The sequence below is a fragment of the Flavobacterium tiangeerense genome (genome assembly GCF_007830355.1).
GTDB lineage: Bacteria > Bacteroidota > Bacteroidia > Flavobacteriales > Flavobacteriaceae > Flavobacterium > Flavobacterium tiangeerense.
This window is the reverse complement of the sequence record NZ_VLKO01000005.1, coordinates 232,992-253,611: the sequence shown is the minus strand read 5'-3', so window position 1 is coordinate 253,611 and position 20,620 is coordinate 232,992. Positions and strand designations below refer to the sequence as shown.

Below are 20,620 nucleotides of genomic sequence, written 5' to 3'. Positions count from 1 at the left end.
AACACTAAACATGAAACAATATTTAGACTTGGTACAACACGTTATGGAAAACGGTTGTCAAAAAGGAGATCGCACGGGAACGGGTACAAAAAGTGTTTTTGGGTATCAAATGCGTTTTGACTTAAACGAAGGTTTCCCTATGGTGACCACAAAAAAACTTCATTTAAAATCGATTATTTTTGAGTTGCTATGGTTTTTAAAAGGAGATACCAATATCAAATATCTTCAAGAAAACGGAGTGAAAATTTGGGATGCTTGGGCTGATGCCAACGGTGATCTTGGACCTGTATATGGAAGACAATGGCGCAACTGGAATAATGAAGAAATTGATCAAATAGCTGAGTTGATAAAGGAATTAAAAACGAATCCAAATAGCCGAAGAATGTTAGTTTCAGCATGGAATCCCTCCGTTTTGCCAGATACAACAAAATCATTTGACGAAAATGTTGCCAATAATAAAGCCGCATTGCCTCCTTGTCATGCCTTTTTTCAGTTTTATGTAGCTGACGGAAAGCTATCCTGCCAATTATACCAGCGCAGTGCTGATATTTTCTTAGGGGTTCCTTTCAATATAGCTTCTTATGCACTTCTAACAATGATGATTGCACAAGTTTGTAATTTACAAGCAGGCGAATTTATTCACACTTTTGGTGATGCGCACATCTACAACAATCACTTTGAACAACTAGAATTACAATTATCAAGAAGTCCAAGACCATTGCCAAAAATGATCTTAAATCCAGAAATAAAAGACATTTTTGCATTTGAATTTAAAGATTTCACTTTAGAAGGCTATGATCCTCATGACAGTATAAAAGGAAGTGTTGCAGTATAATAACAACAGTGTTATGGTTTAAACAACTAGAACACTGTTTTCATTTCCAGCAAAGGCATTCCATCGGTAGGAGTCAGCTTCGGGCTCATTGACATAGTTTCCGTCTACTAGATATTTAAATTCATAATCAGCATCTTTATTCAAATCAAAGACTCCCTTAAAGATGCCACTCTTTAATTTACTTAAACTACCTTGCGTAGGATCCCAATTATTAAAATCACCTACAACAGCCACTTGTTGAGCTGTTTTAGCAGGGAAAGAAAAAGTAACTTTACAGACAGGTTTAGCTTTGATGAATTGTTTTTTAACAGACATAACTATTTCATTTATAGATTTATACAACAAAGTAAGTAAAAATTAACGAACATACAAACGCTCATTATTAGAATTTCTAAAATGCTTGAAACAGTGTTAATTTTTAAACTTTTTTATATTTTTACAGGCATAAAATTTTGAATTCAAAAATCGTGAATCGATTGCGTTCAAAATTATACGTTTTCCAATTGATTCATTTTAAGAAATAAACTTTATCTTTATACATTAAAAGCTTAAAAAATGGAACGAGAAATACACGAACAATACGAATATGCAAGACGCAGAATCAAGCAAAAAAAACGACTTTACTTTCATTTTGTTCTCTTTGTGCTAAGTAGTTTATTGTTATTTACTTTGAAACATTTATTTGAGAATTCTTTTATTTCAAATTGGTACTTGTACATCATTACAGTATGGTTATTTTTATTTACGCTACATTTTATAAAAATATTTATCACAGATCGTTTTATGAATAAAAGTTGGGAAAGAGAACAAATTGACAGATTGGTTGCCTTACAAAAAAAGAAGATAGACCAATTACAAACTCAAATTAATAATAACGAACAATAATAACCTGATAACATTATGATCATAATGATTGCTGCCGTTGCAGATAACAATGCTTTAGGAAAAAACAACGATTTACTGTGGCATTTACCAGATGATTTTAAGAGATTTAAAGCGCTAACATCAGGTCATCATATTATAATGGGTAGAAAAACATTTGAAAGTTTTCCTAAACCATTACCCAATAGAAAACACATCATTATTACCCGAGACAAAAAATACGAAGCAAATGACTGTATTATTGTAGATAGTCTTGAAAAAGCATTAGATCATTGCCCCGAAAATGCAGACAAATATATTATTGGTGGAGGAGAAATATACAAACTAGGACTTCAATACGCAGATCAACTTGACATTACAAGAGTACATCATGACTTTGAAGCAGATGTTTACTTTCCAGAAATAGATTTAAACATCTGGAAAATAAGTGCAACCGAATATCATGCTCCCGACGAAAAACACCAATACGCATTCACATATCAAACATACATTAGAATTTAAAACAAAAAAAAACATCCCTTTCAGTATGTTTTTTGTTTTATTTTCATTACTTTATAAACTGCAATTTATATTAAAAAAAAGATTTCAAGATTCCCAAAAAAATAAAATTTGGGTTTTGTTATAAAATTCTACTGTTTTGTTAATGTAATTTGGCTTTTTGGTATAATTTGAGCAGCTCCACCGTTTGGACAATCTTTGGCAGAAATCAACATTTGCTCAGGTTCTAAAGACAGTAGCATTTGATTATAATTGCTCTTTATTGAAGTTGAAATAAATATTGTACCTGACTGACCGCAGTTCCCTTTTTTACCAATATATGTTAATAGATAACTTGATCTATCGATATAATCCCCTCTTACTACCAAATAATTATTATCAGGCAACATTGTAGTGTTTTCTATTTCTGTTCCGTTTGCTTCAGTAATTATATAACGTATCAAAAGAATATCTTCCTTAACTCTTTCCCTAGTTTCAGTAAATTTTGTTATTCTAAACTCATACTTTTTAGTATCATAAGTTCCTTTCCAAATTCCCACGTATTTATCTAAAAGATTATTAACATCTTTTAGATAAATCAATCCCTCAGGTAATCCTGTCTCTGTTCTTCTATAATCTATAATTTTTTCAATAGGTATAATTTGTTGCGCATTACACGATAAATTTGTTATGATTATAAATCCTATAATTATTATTTTTTTCATTTTGTTATTTTTAATTATTGACATGGGATTGTTGTTAATTTAGAATTTAGGTCTAATGTTTTATTTTCGATTGCTCCATTTGTCTTTATTTTATACAAAGATATGCCATTTACCCCTACATTTTCTTTTATGAATTTTAAAAATCCTTTTTCTAAACCATAATCTTCAATAGCTTTTACATATGATGATTTTAATTCTTTCCAATTAAAATCAGTTCTTACATCGGTAATATTTCCATCAAAACGCAAGTTGTAAGTCCCAGAACTAGAGATCATTGTGCCATAAACTTCGGCGATTGAAATATTGTTAGTTTGTGCGTTAACCAATAATTCAAGAAACCTACCAACATCGGCAGGAGAAAACATTTTTATTGGGGCTAGCAATTCAGGCTCTCCATCTGAATTATATCTACCTGATTCATATGGATCAACATGTGTATGCATGTAACCGACCGTATTAGAATCAATTGTAAAACTCATTGAATTTGAGTTAGTCCCTCCGCTTCCATTTTGCAATTCTGAGAATGTTCCGTCTGCTTTTTCAGAAAAACCAGTCTCCATTTTTAATCCAGTTTTCCCTTTTAGGATTTCAATTTTAGCTTTATAGTCAGGATTTGTGGTCTGGCTTTTTATTTCATCACAAGGGTCTGTTTCGACTGGACTATAATCACCAGCTCCACCATAATTCCACGAATTACAATTTACTTCACAAGTACTAGAAGAACCTCCTCCATGGTCCCCATAAAGGTCTGCTAGAGTAAGATAAGTTATTCCTCCTGACTTTGGAGGGATTACAATTTCATTTAAAGATTGTATATTTAAGATGCAATTAGAATCATCATCGGAATGAATTTCACAATTATTAGAGAAAGACTTATTTAATGATGATGGACTTTTAAAATTACCTTTCATAAACTGCGAAATTACATTTCCATTAGTAATCCGATATCCATTTAAGAAAACCCCATTCAAATCAGTTATCAAAATTTCGCCATTAAAGTGTTCATTACGTGCATTATTATTAGAATACATACTAAAAACAACGCTCTGTATTTCATTATCTATTTTCAGCAAAAGTATTCTGCTATAATGCTTTTTATGGATGGTATATGCGGTCATTATAGTAAGCGACTCATTACTATTTATAATTTCCTCTTGGGTTACGTTTTCAACATTAGGCTTTACATAATTTATTTTTGAGGATTTTGCAACCGGATTGGTAGTTTTTGATTTAATAAAATCAATAGCTTGTTATTTGCTTACCGTTTGGACTTGACTTCCTTGTCTAAATGTGTTTTCTTCAACCTGACAATTAGTTAGTATTAAAGCTAAAGTAAAAAGAAGCAACTTAGTAGTTTTGGTCTATTTTTTTTTCATAGTTTGGTAAATATGCTAATTCTATTATGAATTTTATTGTTTAAGTTAAAAAAAAACATCCTTTTCAGGATGTTTTTTTTTAGCAATTGGTTAAAAGTGGTGAACTACTCTAGAAAGAGTATCTGATAACATAAAATAAAAATTACAAACATTAATAATATACCAGATATGGCAATAATAATGTTTGAAAACCTTTGAGAGTACATCTCAAAGTAGCCTTTAATACCAAATACCACGAAGGTACTAAAGACGAAAAAAATTAAAATTTCCAAAAACAAATTTAATCCTAAGAACGTATGTTGCGTTTTAACCTCTATACTGCTTTGTAGAACAGTACGCTCAAAAAATCTAACTAGAACAAACGAGATAAGTAACGCAAGAACTATCCATTTGCTTTGGTCCACCATTTGTCTTTTAACCATTTATTATGCTTATTTCTTCGGTACAAATGTGTAGATTAAAATTCACCTCCACAATACCCACTTTTAGTGATATTTTGATTTTTTTGTAAAAAAATGAAAGAATCTTTTTTCAATACGTTAAAAAAATAAATCTTGAGTCAAATTATAGAAACACATTACTAGTTCATTTAGATTGTATTATATTTGTACAAACAAAAAAAATGTCACAAAAAATCACTCCATACAAGGATTCTTCTCTAGGTAAAAAAGAACAAGTAGCTCAAATGTTTGACACCATATCAGGAAATTATGATAGTCTCAACCGTGTTATCTCTTTTGGAATAGACATCAAATGGCGCAAAAAAGTTTTGCAAATAGTAGCCCAGTCAAAGCCTAATAAAATTTTAGATATTGCAACAGGAACTGGAGATCTTGCAATACTAATGGCTCAAACTCAAGCTGAAAAAATCATTGGCCTAGACATATCTGCAGGAATGCTTGAAGTGGGCGAACGTAAAATTGCTGATAAGAATTTGACTAAAACTATAGATATGGTTTTAGGCGATTCAGAAAACATGCCCTTTGAGGACAATTATTTTGATGCCATAACTGTTGCTTTTGGAGTAAGAAACTTTGAAAATCTTGAGAAAGGACTTTCGGAGATTTTGAGAGTACTAAAACCTAATGGCGTTTTTGTTATTTTAGAAACATCAGTTCCCGTGAAAACTCCTTATAAACAAGGCTACAACTTTTACAGTAAAAACATACTACCACTAATAGGAAAATTATTCTCAAAAGACAACGTAGCATACGGCTATTTATCAGAATCTGCAGCAGCTTTCCCATATGGCGAAGCCTTAAACAATATTTTAAGAAAAACTGGGTTTATAGATGTTGTAGCTTTACCACAAACTTTTGGGGTTGCTACCATTTATTCAGCATCTAAAAAATAATATGAAAAAAATAATTATTGCCCTATTTTTAACTGGAATTATTACTGGAAATGCACAGAATTCAAAAGGTATTTTCAGCAAAGACCCCATTATAAATCTTGAAAATTTTCAACAAAAAAAGGTGTATTTTGGATTTTTCTTGGGTTTTAATACTTTCGATTTTAAAATAGACTATAAGACAGAAACTCCTGATATTCTTGTGAAAAAGACCACAGGATTTAATGTTGGTATTATAGGGGATTATAAACTACATGAATATATCAATCTGCGTTTTGAACCAGGATTGTATTATTCTAAAAGGGATTTAAACTACCCTAATTTTTCTAATCCAAGTGATGCATTAAGAGAAGTAAACAGCACATACATACACTTCCCTCTTTTATTAAAATTCTCATCTTTAAGAACAGGGAACATTAGACCTTATGCACTCGGCGGGTTATCTGCGACGCTCAACTTATCCAGTAATTCCAAATTAATGGACGATAACTTACAGCAACGGTTTAGGGTAAAAAGCTGGACTACAAATTACGAATTAGGATTTGGGATTGATGTATTTTCAGAATACTTTATCTTCTCCCCTTCCATTCGAGGTGTTTTTGGAATTAACGATGAGTTAATTAGAGACAATGACCCAAATAGCCCGTGGACTAGTAATATTGAATCGTTGAAGTCTCGAGCAATTTTAATCAATTTTACATTTCATTAAAAAAACTTCAAGCCCAAAAGTCTCTTATTAGCCTCTACAAAATTCACTCAAAACAATTGCTGTAGCCGTTGCTACATTAAGACTTTCTGTTTTTTGTACAGCTCCAAATCTTGGTATTGTGAGTCTACTTGTAATTTTAGATTCTATTTCTTGTGATATTCCATTAGCCTCATTACCCATTACTATGATACCTTGTTTAGGCAAGGCACTTTGATAAATGTTTTCGCCATTCATGAATGTTCCGTAAACTGGTAATTGCGTTTGAGATAAGAACAAATTCAAGTCAACATAATTCACATTTACTCTTGAAATAGATCCCATTGTGGCTTGAACCACCTTTGGGTTATAAAGATCAACTGTTTCTTTTGAACAAAGTACTTGTTGAATTCCAAACCAATCACACAATCTTAAAATAGTTCCCAGATTTCCTGGATCTCTAATAGTATCTAATGCCAAAATCAAACCCGAGGTTTTAATTTCTTTTTCTATGGGCATTTTAAATACTGCTAAACAAGAATTAGGAGTAGCTAGCGCTGAGATTTTCTTCAAGTCTTGATCTTGTAACATCGTTCTTATGGCAGGAGAAACATTTTCAAAATCATTTAAGGTAGTATACAAATGAACTAACTCAAAATTTGAATCTATTAGCTCTTGAACACCCTTTACCCCTTCGGCAAAAAATAATTGATGGGCTATTCTATATTTTTTTTGCTGTAAACTCGTTATAAGTTTTATTTGGTTTTTACTAACCATAAAAAAATGTACTTTTGAATTAAATATATTAAGACCTCTTGAAAAAAATTTCTACAAAAATAACTGCATTTATTCTAATTGCAATACTTATTTGTGCCTGTAACGCTGTAAAAAGAGTTCCTGAGGGCAAATTATTGCTTACAAAGAATGAAATAACGGTGAATGATAAAAATGTTTCTGATGAAACTATTTTCAATCAATTGTATCAAAAACCAAATAGCACCTTACTAGGATACCGATTAAGACTTAATTTATACTCTATTGCAAATTTAAATCCTGATTCAACTTATCAAGCTAAATTTACCAATAATCCCAACAAGTACAATCGTAAATCAAAATGGCTTTCTGCAAAACAAGTTGACCGATTAGGTAAATCTTTCTGGTACCATGGCATTCATGATTTTTTAAAAACTACCGGAGAGGCGCCCGTTATTTTAGACAAAGAAAAAGCAGATAAATCGTTATTCAGATTGAAATATTATTTTTTTAATAACGGCTTCTTCAATGTAAACGCATCATATGTTATTGACACACTTGAAAGAAAAAAAGGGAAAATTAAATACAATATTATATCTGGTTCAGAATATACTCTGGATACTATAAAAACAACAATATTAACACCTGCACTAGATTCTTTATATACTTCTATAAAAAGCGCAAGCTTCATTAAAGCTGGCAATACGTATAAGACAGTGGATTTTGAAAATGAAAAAAACAGAATCACAACTCATTTTAGAAACAATGGCGCTTATTATTTCCAGCCAAATTATATCACATTTGATGTAGATACTATAAAAAAAGTCAATAAAGCAAACATCAATTTATTGGTTGCAAATTATTCATACCAAATGAATGACAGCACTAAAACGGAACCGTTTAAGCTATATAAAATTAGTGATGTAAAAATATTTTCGGATTACAGCCCTAATTTGAATTCGTTTCAAATCAAAGACAGCGTGACGTATAATGGCTTTACAATTTACAGTCAAAACAAACTTAAATACAAACCAAAAGCCATAACTAATGCACTTTTTATAACAAAAGGAGGATTGTATGCCGATAACAAAACCGTACTGACAACACGCTATTTGAACAATCTTAAAATCTTTAATTATCCCTCTATACAATATGAGGTTGATAAGAGAGATACTACTGCGCATTCTCTTATTGCTAAAGTATTCTTGACACCACGAAAAAAATATAGTTTTGGTACCACTCTTGATGTGACACATTCTAACATTCAAGATTTTGGTGTTGGGGTTAGTATCTCTGAAACTGTGCGCAACGTATTTAATGGTGCCGAAACATTAGAACTGGCAGTGCGCGGCAACATTGGCTCCTCTCGAGATTTAGCTAATCCGAATAATAATTTTTTCAATGTATCTGAATATGGTTTAGATCTAAAACTAAATATCCCAAGGATTTTTATGCCTTTCAGAACCGAAAAAATCATCCCAAAAAGCATGATTCCTTCAACATTGATTACGGTAGGTTTTGCTAAGCAACAAAACATTGGACTTGATAAAGAAAACTTTACGAGTACACTATCTTACAATTGGACTCCACAAAAAAACAATACAGCACGATTTGATTTGCTCAACACACAATTTGTACGAAATTTAAATTCTCAAAATTATTTCAATGTTTACAAATCATCCTATAATGCTTTAAATAACATTAGTAAAGAATACAACACCAATAGTACTTATTACGATAACCCAACATCAAAAAATCTTCTTATTGAAAGAGGAACTTCGGGATTTACAAATGATGTATTGAGTAATAGTGGCACATTTTTAAAACCTATAGAACCTACTGATTTTCAATCTGTAAAAAGCATTGAAGAAAGAAGACAAAGATTAACTGAAAATGATTTTATTCTAGCTACAAATTTTACTTTTTCAAAAACTACTAAGAAAGATATAACTGACAATACCTTTTATTTATTTAAAACCAAAATTGAATCTGCAGGTACATTATTGTCTGCATTTGCATCTTCAACAAAACAAAAAAGAAATTCTAATGGCAACTATGAAATCTTTAATCTAGAGTATTCAGAATACATTAAAACTGAGTTTGATTACATCAAACATTGGGAACTTACAAAAGATAAAGTAATTGCATTTCGATCTTTTTTTGGTATTGCTATTCCCTTTGGCAACTCTGACAATATCCCATTTTCACGAAGTTATTTTTCGGGAGGATCAAATGATAATAGAGCTTGGCAACCCTATGCACTTGGACCAGGAAGCAGTGGAGCGGTAAATGATTTTAATGAAGCCAATATGAAAATTGCCATAAGCGGTGAATTTCGATTTAAAGTTCTTGGCGATTTAAAAGGTGCTTTATTTGCAGATGCCGGAAACATCTGGAACGCACTAGATAATGTTGAAGATGAGAAATCTACGTTTACCAGTTACCGAGATTTTAAGGACATCGCAATAGGCTCTGGCTTTGGACTTAGATATGACTTGAGTTTTTTTGTTATCCGTTTTGATTTGGGTTTTAAAACCTATAACCCAGCCAATGAAACAAATAAAAGATGGTTTAGAGAGTACAACTTTACGAACTCCGTTTTAAATTTTGGTATAAATTATCCGTTCTAATACTATTTAATTCCTATTTTTGCAGAACTAAAAACTAAAAAAATTACTTAATAATAACACTATGGCACACAACATAAAACCAGGAGTAGCAACAGGAGATCAAGTTCAAGAAATCTTTAACTATGCTAAAGAAAAAGGATTTGCATTGCCTGCAGTAAACGTAACTGGCTCAAATACAATAAATAGCGTTCTTGAAACAGCCGCTAAACTAAATGCTCCCGTAATCATTCAGTTTTCTAATGGTGGAGCACAGTTTAATGCTGGTAAAGGATTATCTAATGCTGGAGAAAAGGCAGCCATTGCTGGTGGAATTGCTGGTGCTTTGCACATTCATACACTAGCTGAAGCCTATGGTGCAACGGTAATTTTACATACTGACCATTGCGCAAAAAAATTATTGCCTTGGATTGATGGTTTATTAGACGCATCAGAAGCACATTTTGCAAAAACAGGAAAACCTCTGTATTCATCACACATGATTGATTTATCTGAGGAGCCAATTGAAGAAAACATCGAAATTTGCAAAGGCTATTTAGAGCGAATGAGCAAAATGGGGATGACTCTTGAAATTGAACTAGGTATTACAGGTGGTGAAGAAGACGGTGTGGATAACTCTGATGTAGATAGCTCAAAATTATACACTCAACCTGAAGAAGTTGCTTATGCATACGAAGAACTATCTAAAATAAGTCCTCGTTTTACAATTGCAGCCGCTTTTGGAAATGTACACGGTGTATACAAACCAGGAAATGTAAAATTAACTCCAAAAATCTTAAAGAATTCTCAAGATTTTGTTCAAAATAAATTCAACACAGGTCACAACCCCGTTGATTTTGTTTTCCACGGTGGATCAGGATCTACACTTGAAGAAATTAGAGAGGGAATTAGCTATGGTGTTATCAAAATGAATATTGACACTGATTTGCAATTTGCTTTTACAGAGGGCATTCGTGATTATATGATTAAAAATATTGATTATCTAAAAACACAAATTGGTAATCCAGAAGGCGCTGACGCTCCAAATAAAAAACATTACGATCCAAGAAAATGGTTGCGTGAAAGCGAAATCACTTTCAATACAAGATTGGAACAAGCATTTGCTGACTTGAACAACGTGAATACATTATAATAAAAAGTTTAAAGTTTCAGGTTTAAAGTTTCAAAACTTTAAACTTTAAACCTGAAACAACAAAAACAATAAATATGGCTTGGTTTAAAAGAAAAGAAAAAGGGATTACAACTGCTACTGAAGACAAAATGGACATTCCAAAAGGGCTTTGGTATAAATCTCCTACAGGAAAAATTATTGATGCAGATGAACTTGCTCGCAACTTATTTGTAAGTCCAGAAGATGGTTTTCACGTAAGAATAGGTAGCGCTGAGTATTTTCAAATTTTGTTTGACAACAATGAATTTGTTGAATTAGACAAAAACATGACTTCAAAAGACCCTCTTCATTTTGTGGATACAAAAAAGTATGCCGATCGATTGAAAGATGTCATGGATAAAACCAAACTTAAAGATGCCGTACGCACAGGCGTTGGGAAATCTAAAGGTAAAGATTTAGTAATTTGCTGTATGGATTTTGCTTTTATTGGCGGATCTATGGGAGCTGTTGTAGGCGAAAAAATTGCTAGAGGTATAGATCACGCTATCAAAAACAAAATGCCGTTTTTGATGATTTCAAAATCAGGTGGAGCCAGAATGATGGAAGCTGCTTACTCTTTAATGCAATTAGCAAAAACATCTGTAAAATTGGCACAACTTGCTGAAGCAAAATTACCCTATATCTCATTATGTACCGATCCAACTACCGGAGGAACTACAGCTTCATACGCTATGCTAGGTGACATTAACATCGCTGAGCCAGGTGCATTGATAGGTTTTGCAGGTCCTAGAGTTGTAAGAGACACCACTGGAAAAGATTTACCAGAAGGTTTTCAAACTGCTGAATTTCTTCTTGAGCACGGATTCCTAGATTTTATTACTCCAAGAAAAGAATTGAAAGACAAGATCAACTTGTATATAGATTTGATTCAAAATAATCCTGTACGATAAATTGAAATCCAAAGTATAGGCTGAATATTATTCAATACTTTTTGATTCATTAAAATAAAAAAAGCAGCTTCTCTTAATTGAGAAGCTGCTTTTTTTATAACTATTAAACCTTTAAAAATTAGAAAGAACCTTTTACATACCTGTGCGAATAGCCTCAACAGGATCTAATTTTGAAGCCGAAATAGCTGGTAGAATTCCCGAAATTACCCCAACAACAATGGATAATCCAGAACCTATTAGAATATTCCAAAAACTTAAAACAAATTCAAAATCCAATACATTTGTCAGTAATATAGACAGCAACCACACAATTATCAAACCGATAGTTCCCCCTATTACGCATAGAATAATAGCTTCAAATAAAAATTGAAAAAGTATAAATCTGTTTTTGGCGCCTAATGATTTCTGAATCCCAATTAAATTGGTACGCTCTTTTACAGAAACAAACATAATATTAGCCACCCCAAATCCACCTACTAAAAACGAGAAAAAGCTAATCAGTACACCTCCACCGCGCATTGCACCAATAATTCCGTCTAGTAAATCTGTAAATCCCGAAAGTACATTGACAAAAAAGTTATCTATTTCATCTACTTTCATACCTCTAAAACTCCTAAGTTTTTGAGCAAGTTCAGCTTTAAAAGCATCCATATCAACTCCTTTTTCTGGCTTTACAAGGATTACTGGAGTCATCCCATTATTGTTATCGCCATACATACGTCTTAAAAAATTAACCGGTATAAACACGGAGGTATCATTACTGTCCCCAAACATTCCAGCACCTTGTTTTTTGAGCATACCAATTACGGTGAATCTTTGTCCATACAATCGTAAATTTTTTCCAATTGGTTCGCTTTCACCGAAAAGACTCTGAGCAATATCATAACCTAAAACGATTACTGCCGCTCCAGAATTAGATTCAGATTCGTTGTAAAACCTTCCTTTATCAAACTCAAGACCTTGTATATCAATAAACTCATGAGATACCGGGACAACATTAACATCACTTACAGATTCCGATTCAAATTTTAAGGATTCTCTTCCAACAAAAAACTGAAAAGCCATTTGATCTAAATCATTCATCGAACTTTTCAAATATTCGTATTCATCATATTTCACATCTGGAAATTGCTCTCTTTTCCATTGAGGTATTTCGGAAGGACCAAAAGAAAAACGCATTAGATAAATCGTATTTTTATCTAAACTACTTAAATCTTTTTTAATTTTTTTGTCTAGTGAATCTACCGCAGCTAGAATTGCAATGATTGAGAAAATTCCAATGGTAACACCCAATAACGAAAGTAAGGTTCTCAATTTATTGTTGCGCAAGGCACTCATCGCAAATCCAAAACTTTCTCGTAACAATCTAAGGTAAACTAACATATAATGTGTATTGTGTTAAGTAAAAATCTATAAATAATATTCAAAAACCTAATAAAAATAAGAAAGGTTACATGAATTCTTTCATTTTAATGTAAACTCTAAAAAAGAGATTTACAAATTAAAATTATCTCATTTTCAAATGGCTTAATTTTAACATTAAAAAACTATTTTTGCACCTCATAACTATAACTACATAATGAGCACAACAAAAAAAATCCAATCAGCATTAATCTCTGTCTTTTCCAAAGAAGGATTAGAGCCAATCGTTAGACAACTAAACAGTCAAAATGTTACAATTTATTCTACTGGTGGAACTGAAGATTTTATAAAAAATCTTGGAATCCCAGTAATTCCTGTAGAAGACGTTACCTCTTACCCTTCTATTTTGGGTGGTAGAGTAAAAACATTACACCCAAAAGTTTTTGGCGGGATACTAAACCGTCAGGATAATGAGAGTGATGTGCAACAAATGAAAGAATTTGACATTCCACAAATAGACCTTGTTATTGTTGATTTATACCCATTTGAAAAAACCGTAGCTTCAGGAGCTAGTGAGGCTGATATCATTGAAAAAATAGATATCGGCGGAATATCATTAATTCGCGCCGCAGCTAAAAATTTTAAAGATACCGTTATCGTTTCGTCAATGGAGCAATACAGTTTATTTTTAGAGACCATCACTAAACAAAACGGAGCTACAACACTAGAGGATCGTAAATTATTTGCTACCAAAGCATTCCACGTATCTTCGCATTATGATGGTGCAATTTTTAATTATTTCAACACTGACGAAACCATTTACAAGGAAAGTATTGCAGATGGTCAAGTATTAAGATACGGGGAAAACCCACATCAAAAGGGATTTTTCTTCGGTGATTTTGATGCGATGTTTAAAAAAGTTCATGGAAAAGAACTTTCTTATAACAATTTACTAGATGTAGATGCAGCCGTTAATTTGATACATGAATTCAAAAATGATGGTCCAACTTTTGCCATTTTAAAACACAATAACGCTTGTGGACTGGCAACGAGAACAACAATACATGACGCCTATATTTCAGCTTTAGCATGTGACCCAACATCAGCTTTTGGTGGTGTATTAATTTCGAATACAAAAATAGATGTAGCAACCGCTCAAGAAATCAACTCTTTATTTTGCGAGGTGGTAATAGCTCCTGAATATGATAATGAAGCGCTTAGCATTCTACAGGAAAAGAAAAACCGAATTATTTTAATCCAAAACGAAATAGCTCTGCCTCAAAAACAAGTTCGTACGTGTTTAAACGGATTATTAATTCAAGAAAGAAACAACATCACAGATACTAAAGAGGATCTAAAAACCGTTACCAATACAGCGCCTACTGAGCAAGAAATTAAAGATTTAATTTTTGCTTCTAAAATTTGTAAAAACACGAAATCAAACACAATTGTATTTGCAAAAAACGGTACACTTATTGCTTCGGGTACAGGACAAACCTCTCGAGTTGATGCTTTGATGCAAGCTGTTGAAAAAGCTAAAAATTTCGGATTCGATTTACAAGGTGCCTCAATGGCGAGTGATGCTTTTTTTCCGTTTCCGGATTGTGTAGCATTAGCAAAAGAGGCAGGTATTTCAGCCGTTATTCAGCCTGGAGGATCTATTAAAGATGAATTAAGCATTAATTATTGCAATGAAAATAATCTTGCAATGGTATTTACAGGAACGCGTCATTTTAAACATTAATTTGTTTAACTTTGTCTGGCATTTTTATATAACTTTTAACCCTTAAAAAACTTATGGGATTTTTTGATTTCATGACCGAGGATATTGCGATAGACCTTGGTACCGCAAACACTTTAATCATACATAATGATAAAGTAGTAATTGACAGCCCTTCGATAGTAGCACGCGATAGAATTTCTGGAAAAATCATTGCTGTTGGTAAAGAGGCCAATATGATGCAAGGTAAAACGCATGAAAACATTAAGACAATAAGACCTTTGAAAGATGGTGTAATTGCTGATTTTGATGCTTCAGAGAAAATGATCAGTATGTTTATAAAAAGCATACCTGCATTAAAAAAACGAATGTTTACTCCAGCACTTCGCATGGTAGTATGTATACCATCTGGAATTACTGAGGTGGAAATGCGTGCTGTAAAAGAATCTTGTGAGCGCGTAAATGGTAAAGAAGTATACTTGATTCACGAACCAATGGCAGCCGCAATAGGTATTGGTATTGATATTATGCAACCAAAAGGAAACATGATTGTTGATATAGGTGGTGGTACTACTGAAATTGCAGTTATCGCTCTTGGCGGAATTGTATGTGACAAATCCGTAAAAATTGCTGGTGATGTCTTTACAAATGATATTGTATACTACATGCGTACACAACACAATTTATTTGTGGGAGAAAGTACAGCCGAAAAAATAAAAATCCAAATTGGAGCCGCAATCGAAGATCTTGAAACACCTCCAGAGGATATGTCTGTTCAAGGAAGAGATTTATTAACTGGTAAACCAAAACAAGTAGAAGTGTCTTATAGAGAAATTGCAAAAGCATTAGACAAATCTATTCAAAGAATTGAGGATGCCGTAATGGAAACTTTGTCTCAAACACCGCCAGAATTAGCAGCTGATATCTATAATACAGGTATTTATCTTGCAGGTGGTGGATCAATGCTACGAGGTCTTGACAAAAGAATTTCTCAAAAAACAGATTTACCGGTTTATATAGCAGAAGATCCTTTGAGAGCTGTTGTAAGAGGTACTGGTATGGCCTTGAAAAACATAGTTAAATTTAAAAGTATACTTATTAAATAATTAAAACATTTAAAACTAAATCCTAGATAGGCTTACCAATTAAATTAATAATTAGGATTTAGTTTTTGTTTCAATTTACTTTAAAATAATTCATTTAAGAAAATGCAGCAAATTTTTAATTTTATTTTTAAAAACAGCAACCGATTGCTGTTTTTGCTGCTTTTGGGTATATCACTTTCCTTGACTATTCAATCACACTCTTTTCATAGAAGTAAAATAATAAGTTCTGCTAATTTTTTGAGTGGTGGCGTTTATGAAAAAATAAACAATGTCAATGAATATTTGAATTTAAAAGCTCAAAATGACGCATTGGCACAAGAAAATGCAACCCTTAAAAGCTTACTATTTAATAAAAAAGATACCGCTAACGTAAAATTAATGGACAGTTTGAAAGGTGTAAAACCTGGTGATATTTTAGTTTCTAAAGTCATTCACAACTCTTATAATGTATATGAAAACTACCTCACTATAAACTCTGGGGAGCTAGATGGAGTAAAACCTGACATGGGCGTGATCAACAGTTTAGGAATTGTAGGAATTGTAGAAAACACCTCAAAAAATTATGCGACCGTAATTTCTATCTTGAATAAACGATCGCAAATTAATGCTAAGATTAAGAAGTCAAACCACTTTGGGTCATTAAATTGGAACGGAAAAAGTACTGGATTTGTTCAACTGACTGATCTACCAAGACTAGCAATGATAAAAATAGGCGATACGATAGTAACTGGTGGTCAATCTGTGATTTTTCCTGAGAATATAAATATTGGTACTATTTCAAAAATTTACAGAGACACACAAACTAACTTTTATACACTTGACGTAAAGTTATTTAATGACATGACTAATATAGGTCATGTATATATTATTAAAAGTAAGGACAAGGAAGAGATTACTAATTTAGAAAAAAGAGAAAAAGATGAATAGCACCTTGTTTGTCAACACATTTCGATTTATTCTCTTATTAGCACTTCAGATAATTGTGTTCAACAATATGAATTTACTGGGCTATGTTAGTCCGTTTCCTTATGTATTGTTTATCATTTTGTATCCTGTAAATGGAAACAAATCTGCCTTGCTGGCATCTAGTTTTTTATTGGGCATCATCATGGATCTTTTTAGTAATTCTGGAGGAACACATGCCACAGCTTGCATATTACTAGCTTACGTAAGACCTACTCTTTTTAAATTTGCATTTGGATTAAGTTATGAATACCAAACCATAAAATTAAATGAGGTACTTACCCCACAACGTTTTACATTTATCTTACTATCGGTTGTCATACATCATTTTACATTATTTTTATTAGAAGCCTTTCAGTTGAGTTTTATCTTAGACACATTACTTACTGTGTTATTGAGTACCATCTTTACAATAATTATTTGCATCATAATTATTTATCTAATCAAGCCTAATAAAAGATGAGAAAAGCACTTTTGCCCGGCCTAATAACCATTGCTACGCTATTATTGGTTGTAAGGATTTTTTATTTACAAGTAGTTGATGAAACCTTAAAATTAGAATCAGAAAACAACGCCATTAAAAAGAAATACGAGTATCCTGAACGAGGTTATATCTATGATCGTAACGGAAAACTACTTGTAGCTAACCAAGCCTCTTATGACATTATGGTTATTCCCAGAGAGGTAAAGAAAACTGATACACTAGAGTTTTGCCAATTACTGAACATTACAAAAGAAGATTTCATAAAAAAAATTGAAAAAGCAACTGTTTACAGCCCAAGGTTGCCTTCTGTTTTTTTATCGCAATTAAATAAAAATGAGTTTGCTGCTTTTCAGGAAAAGATACGAAAATACGAGGGGTTTTACTTTCAAAAACGTTCTCTTCGAGATTATGAAGTGAATTTTGGCGCCAATATTTTTGGCTTTATCACACAAGTAAATGAAAAACTAATTGAAAAAAATCCGTATTACAACAGCGGAGATTTAATTGGAAAACAAGGCGTAGAACAAAGTTATGAAGATTTATTACGTGGTATTAAAGGTGTAAAATATCTTCAAAAAGACAAGCACAACCGTGAAATAGGACCCTACAAAGCAGGTAAGTATGATACTATAGCCGTTCAAGGACAAGATATTAACCTTACTATTGATGCCGAAATCCAAAAATACGGAGAAGAGTTAATGATTAATAAAAGAGGTGGAATTGTTGCCATTGAACCTAAATCTGGTGAAATCTTGGCACTTGTAACAGCTCCATCTTACGATCCCGGAATTCTAGTAGGTAGACAACGCTCAAAAAATTACACAAAATTATACCGAGACTCTATTGCTAAACCATTATATGATCGTGGTTTACTAGCTGAATACCCCCCTGGTTCGCCATTCAAGATTTTAACAGGGCTAGTTGCTTTACAGGAAGGCGTAATTGACTACAATACGACCGTATTTTGTAATCGAGGTTTTAGCTATGCTAGAGGTAGGTTTATGGGATGCCACTGTCATGGAGGCGCGCTTCAATTGCATAGAGGAATTTTTGAGTCTTGCAACTCTTATTTTGCAACTGCTTATATGAAAACCATCAATAAGTATGCTAAACCTGCCTATGCAGTTGACGTTTGGAGCAATCACCTTAAAAGTTTTGGTTTAGGCCAATTTATGGGTTATGATTTACCTATTGGCAAAAGAGGATTGGTACCAACCTCAAAAACATACAAACGCATGTACCCAAATGGTGGCTGGAGAAGTACTGCAATTGTATCCAACGCTATTGGACAAGGAGAAGTATTGATGACCCCTATTCAACTAGCAAATATGATGGCAACAGTAGCTAATGAAGGATATTATTACACGCCTCACATCATAAAAAAAATAGAAGGTGTCCCAATTGAAAGTAAGTTCACTACTAAACATACCACAACAATTGATAAAAAGTTTTTCAAACCTATCATAAGCGGTTTATTTGATGTTTACAACCTAGGTACCGCGAGAGGACTTCGAGTGGAGGGAATTGAAATATGCGGAAAAACAGGTACCGCGGAAAACTCCACTAGAATTGGCGGTATAAAAGTAAAAATGGAAGACCATTCCATATTTGTAGCATTTGCTCCAATGAACAACCCGAAAATTGCCATAGCAGTAATGGTAGAAAATGGAGGATATGGTGCTACTATTGCAGGTCCGATTGCGAGTTTGATGATTGAAAAATACCTTAGACACAAAATCACACGTGTAGATCTTGAAAAAAGAATTCTAGCAACCAGTTTACAAGGTCGTTACGCCAAATTAGGTGGACTTTCGGAAACCGTTAAACTGCAATTAAAAATAGCAGATTCGTTACAAAAATTAAAGACAGGAACACCTAAAAAAGTTCCGTTGACTACTGATACCATTAAAGAAAAAAAACTAGCTTCTCAATCTAATGAAAAACCAAAGTATAACAAATAATATTGACTGGATCAGCATCATTATTTATACGGTGCTAGTACTATTAGGTTGGTTGAATATTTATTCCTCCTCATTATCGTCTATGCAAGACACTTATGAGAAGCAATTGATATTCATTTTATTTACTATCCCATTAATCTTTATTGTTGTATCTGTTGATGGTAAGTTTTATGAAAAATATTCTAGTATCATTTTTATTGTAGCACTTTTATCATTAGCTGGTCTATTTTTATTTGGGAAAACCATAGCTGGCCAAAGGTGTTGGTATGCAATAGGAAGTTTTACAATTCAACCCTCAGAGTTTGCAAAAGCAGCTACCTCACTAGCCTTAGCAAAGTTTTTAAGCGATTCTCAAATCAATTTAAAAGATCCAAATAGACAAATTCAAGCACTAGCTATAATACTTTTACCTGTACTTCTTATACTTCCGCAACCAGATCCTGGTAGCGCTTTAATATATAGTATTTTTATTATTGTACTGTATAGAGAAGGTTTGCCATCCTGGTATGTTTGGACGGGTTTCATAACCATTTTATTATTTGTACTCACATTAGTAATTGAGCCTATTTACGTTGTTTTGACAGCTTTACTTGTTATTGTTTTAGTTCATTATAGATCAAGATTAGCAGATAGAAACGTAATACTAAGTAGTATCTTGTTTGTACTGATAACTGGTTTTATATTTTCTGTTGATTATATTTTCAATAATGTCTTTAAACAGCATCACAGGGATCGTTTTAATATTCTACTAGGCAAAGCAATAGATTTAAAAGATTCGGGCTATAATACCAATCAATCAAAAATAGCGATCGGTTCTGGTGGTTGGCTGGGAAAAGGTTTTCTAGAAGGCACACAAACAAAAGGTGGCTTTGTACCAGAACAACATACCGATTATATTTTCACAACAGTTGGCGAAGAATGGGGGTTTGCAGGATCACTAGTAGTAATAGCGCTATTTGCAGGATTGTTTCTTAGAATTATATATTTAGCCGAAAGGCAAAAAACCAAGTTTAGTAGGGTTTATGGGTATTGCGTAGCGGGTATTTTATTTACGCACTTCTTTGTAAATATTGCTATGGTATCTGGAATATTCCCAACAATTGGTGTACCATTACCTTTTTTCTCCTACGGAGGATCAGGGCTATGGGGCTTTACAATACTACTGTTTATTTTCATCAAAATGGATGCGAATAAAGTGAATGAATGGTAATTGTTGCTTACGTTTAAAACTATTAACTTAATCCTTATCGAA

Annotated in this window: 19 protein-coding genes; 14 read left to right on the top strand and 5 right to left on the bottom strand. The window is 32.7% G+C overall.

Annotated elements, in window-relative coordinates; all coding sequences use genetic code 11:
- Positions 1-10: 10 nt before the first annotated feature.
- Positions 11-835 (top strand): thymidylate synthase, encoded by an 825-nt coding sequence (locus IQ05_RS07365; RefSeq protein ID WP_144891532.1) that lies wholly within the window; start codon positions 11-13, stop codon positions 833-835.
- Positions 836-853: 18 nt separating this feature from the next.
- Here IQ05_RS07365 and IQ05_RS07360 read toward each other — a convergent pair whose 3' ends face one another.
- The gene (locus tag IQ05_RS07360; protein WP_144891530.1) at positions 854-1,150 is read right to left on the bottom strand and encodes an isoamylase early set domain-containing protein; all 297 of its coding nucleotides are present in this window, start codon (positions 1,148-1,150) and stop codon (positions 854-856) included.
- A gap of 240 nt (positions 1,151-1,390) precedes the next feature.
- Between IQ05_RS07360 and IQ05_RS07355 the strand changes: the two genes are divergently transcribed.
- Positions 1,391-1,720, top strand: coding sequence for a 2TM domain-containing protein (locus tag IQ05_RS07355; protein WP_144891528.1), 330 nt, complete (start codon positions 1,391-1,393; stop codon positions 1,718-1,720).
- A 15-nt stretch (positions 1,721-1,735) separates the two neighbouring features.
- The gene (locus IQ05_RS07350) at positions 1,736-2,218 is read left to right on the top strand and encodes a dihydrofolate reductase (protein ID WP_144891526.1); all 483 of its coding nucleotides are present in this window, start codon (positions 1,736-1,738) and stop codon (positions 2,216-2,218) included.
- Positions 2,219-2,346: 128 nt separating this feature from the next.
- Here the strand turns inward: IQ05_RS07350 and IQ05_RS07345 are convergent, their stop codons facing one another.
- On the bottom strand, positions 2,347-2,919 hold the full coding sequence (locus IQ05_RS07345; protein ID WP_144891524.1) for a DUF6705 family protein: 573 nt from the start codon (positions 2,917-2,919) through the stop codon (positions 2,347-2,349).
- A gap of 14 nt (positions 2,920-2,933) precedes the next feature.
- Positions 2,934-4,037, bottom strand: coding sequence for a hypothetical protein (locus IQ05_RS07340; RefSeq protein WP_144891522.1), 1,104 nt, complete (start codon positions 4,035-4,037; stop codon positions 2,934-2,936).
- 880 nt (positions 4,038-4,917) lie between these two features.
- Between IQ05_RS07340 and ubiE the strand changes: the two genes are divergently transcribed.
- The gene (gene ubiE, locus IQ05_RS07330) at positions 4,918-5,649 is read left to right on the top strand and encodes a bifunctional demethylmenaquinone methyltransferase/2-methoxy-6-polyprenyl-1,4-benzoquinol methylase UbiE (RefSeq protein WP_144891520.1); all 732 of its coding nucleotides are present in this window, start codon (positions 4,918-4,920) and stop codon (positions 5,647-5,649) included.
- A gap of 1 nt (position 5,650) precedes the next feature.
- Positions 5,651-6,355: a type IX secretion/gliding motility protein PorT/SprT gene (gene porT, locus IQ05_RS07325; protein ID WP_144891518.1), complete on the top strand. Its 705-nt coding sequence runs from the start codon at positions 5,651-5,653 to the stop codon at positions 6,353-6,355.
- A 27-nt stretch (positions 6,356-6,382) separates the two neighbouring features.
- On the opposite strand, the gene IQ05_RS07320 is transcribed toward porT, so the two are convergent.
- Positions 6,383-7,108: a TrmH family RNA methyltransferase gene (locus IQ05_RS07320; RefSeq protein ID WP_144891516.1), complete on the bottom strand. Its 726-nt coding sequence runs from the start codon at positions 7,106-7,108 to the stop codon at positions 6,383-6,385.
- 38 nt (positions 7,109-7,146) lie between these two features.
- On the opposite strand from IQ05_RS07320, the gene tamL reads away from it, so the two are divergent.
- The 3 genes from tamL to accD all read left to right on the top strand — a co-directional run bounded on the left by tamL (position 7,147) and on the right by accD (position 11,772).
- Positions 7,147-9,714, top strand: a complete 2,568-nt coding sequence (tamL, locus tag IQ05_RS07315) for a translocation and assembly module lipoprotein TamL (protein WP_144891514.1) — start codon at positions 7,147-7,149, stop codon at positions 9,712-9,714.
- A 61-nt stretch (positions 9,715-9,775) separates the two neighbouring features.
- Positions 9,776-10,843 carry a class II fructose-bisphosphate aldolase gene (fbaA, locus tag IQ05_RS07310; protein WP_144891512.1) on the top strand — a complete coding sequence of 356 codons (1,068 nt, stop codon included), beginning with the start codon at positions 9,776-9,778 and terminating at the stop codon, positions 10,841-10,843.
- Between the two features lie 74 nt (positions 10,844-10,917).
- Positions 10,918-11,772, top strand: coding sequence for an acetyl-CoA carboxylase, carboxyltransferase subunit beta (gene accD, locus IQ05_RS07305; RefSeq protein WP_086454725.1), 855 nt, complete (start codon positions 10,918-10,920; stop codon positions 11,770-11,772).
- Between the two features lie 132 nt (positions 11,773-11,904).
- Here accD and IQ05_RS07300 read toward each other — a convergent pair whose 3' ends face one another.
- On the bottom strand, positions 11,905-13,155 hold the full coding sequence (locus IQ05_RS07300; protein ID WP_144891510.1) for an ABC transporter permease: 1,251 nt from the start codon (positions 13,153-13,155) through the stop codon (positions 11,905-11,907).
- A gap of 196 nt (positions 13,156-13,351) precedes the next feature.
- Here IQ05_RS07300 and purH point away from each other — a divergent pair, with 196 nt between their 5' ends.
- The 6 genes from purH to rodA all read left to right on the top strand — a co-directional run bounded on the left by purH (position 13,352) and on the right by rodA (position 20,578).
- Entirely contained in the window at positions 13,352-14,878 is a 1,527-nt protein-coding gene (purH, locus tag IQ05_RS07295; protein ID WP_144891508.1) for a bifunctional phosphoribosylaminoimidazolecarboxamide formyltransferase/IMP cyclohydrolase, read from the top strand.
- 53 nt (positions 14,879-14,931) lie between these two features.
- Complete coding sequence (locus IQ05_RS07290; RefSeq protein ID WP_086454445.1) at positions 14,932-15,960, top strand: rod shape-determining protein; 1,029 nt, start codon at positions 14,932-14,934, stop codon at positions 15,958-15,960.
- A gap of 102 nt (positions 15,961-16,062) precedes the next feature.
- On the top strand, positions 16,063-16,887 hold the full coding sequence (mreC, locus tag IQ05_RS07285; protein ID WP_144891506.1) for a rod shape-determining protein MreC: 825 nt from the start codon (positions 16,063-16,065) through the stop codon (positions 16,885-16,887).
- Entirely contained in the window at positions 16,880-17,386 is a 507-nt protein-coding gene (gene mreD / locus IQ05_RS07280; protein ID WP_144891504.1) for a rod shape-determining protein MreD, read from the top strand. Before mreC ends, mreD begins: the two co-directional genes overlap by 8 nt.
- On the top strand, positions 17,383-19,368 hold the full coding sequence (mrdA, locus tag IQ05_RS07275) for a penicillin-binding protein 2 (protein ID WP_144891502.1): 1,986 nt from the start codon (positions 17,383-17,385) through the stop codon (positions 19,366-19,368). The genes mreD and mrdA overlap by 4 nt, the downstream gene beginning before the upstream one ends.
- The gene (gene rodA / locus IQ05_RS07270) at positions 19,343-20,578 is read left to right on the top strand and encodes a rod shape-determining protein RodA (RefSeq protein WP_144891500.1); all 1,236 of its coding nucleotides are present in this window, start codon (positions 19,343-19,345) and stop codon (positions 20,576-20,578) included. Before mrdA ends, rodA begins: the two co-directional genes overlap by 26 nt.
- Positions 20,579-20,620: the final 42 nt, after the last annotated feature.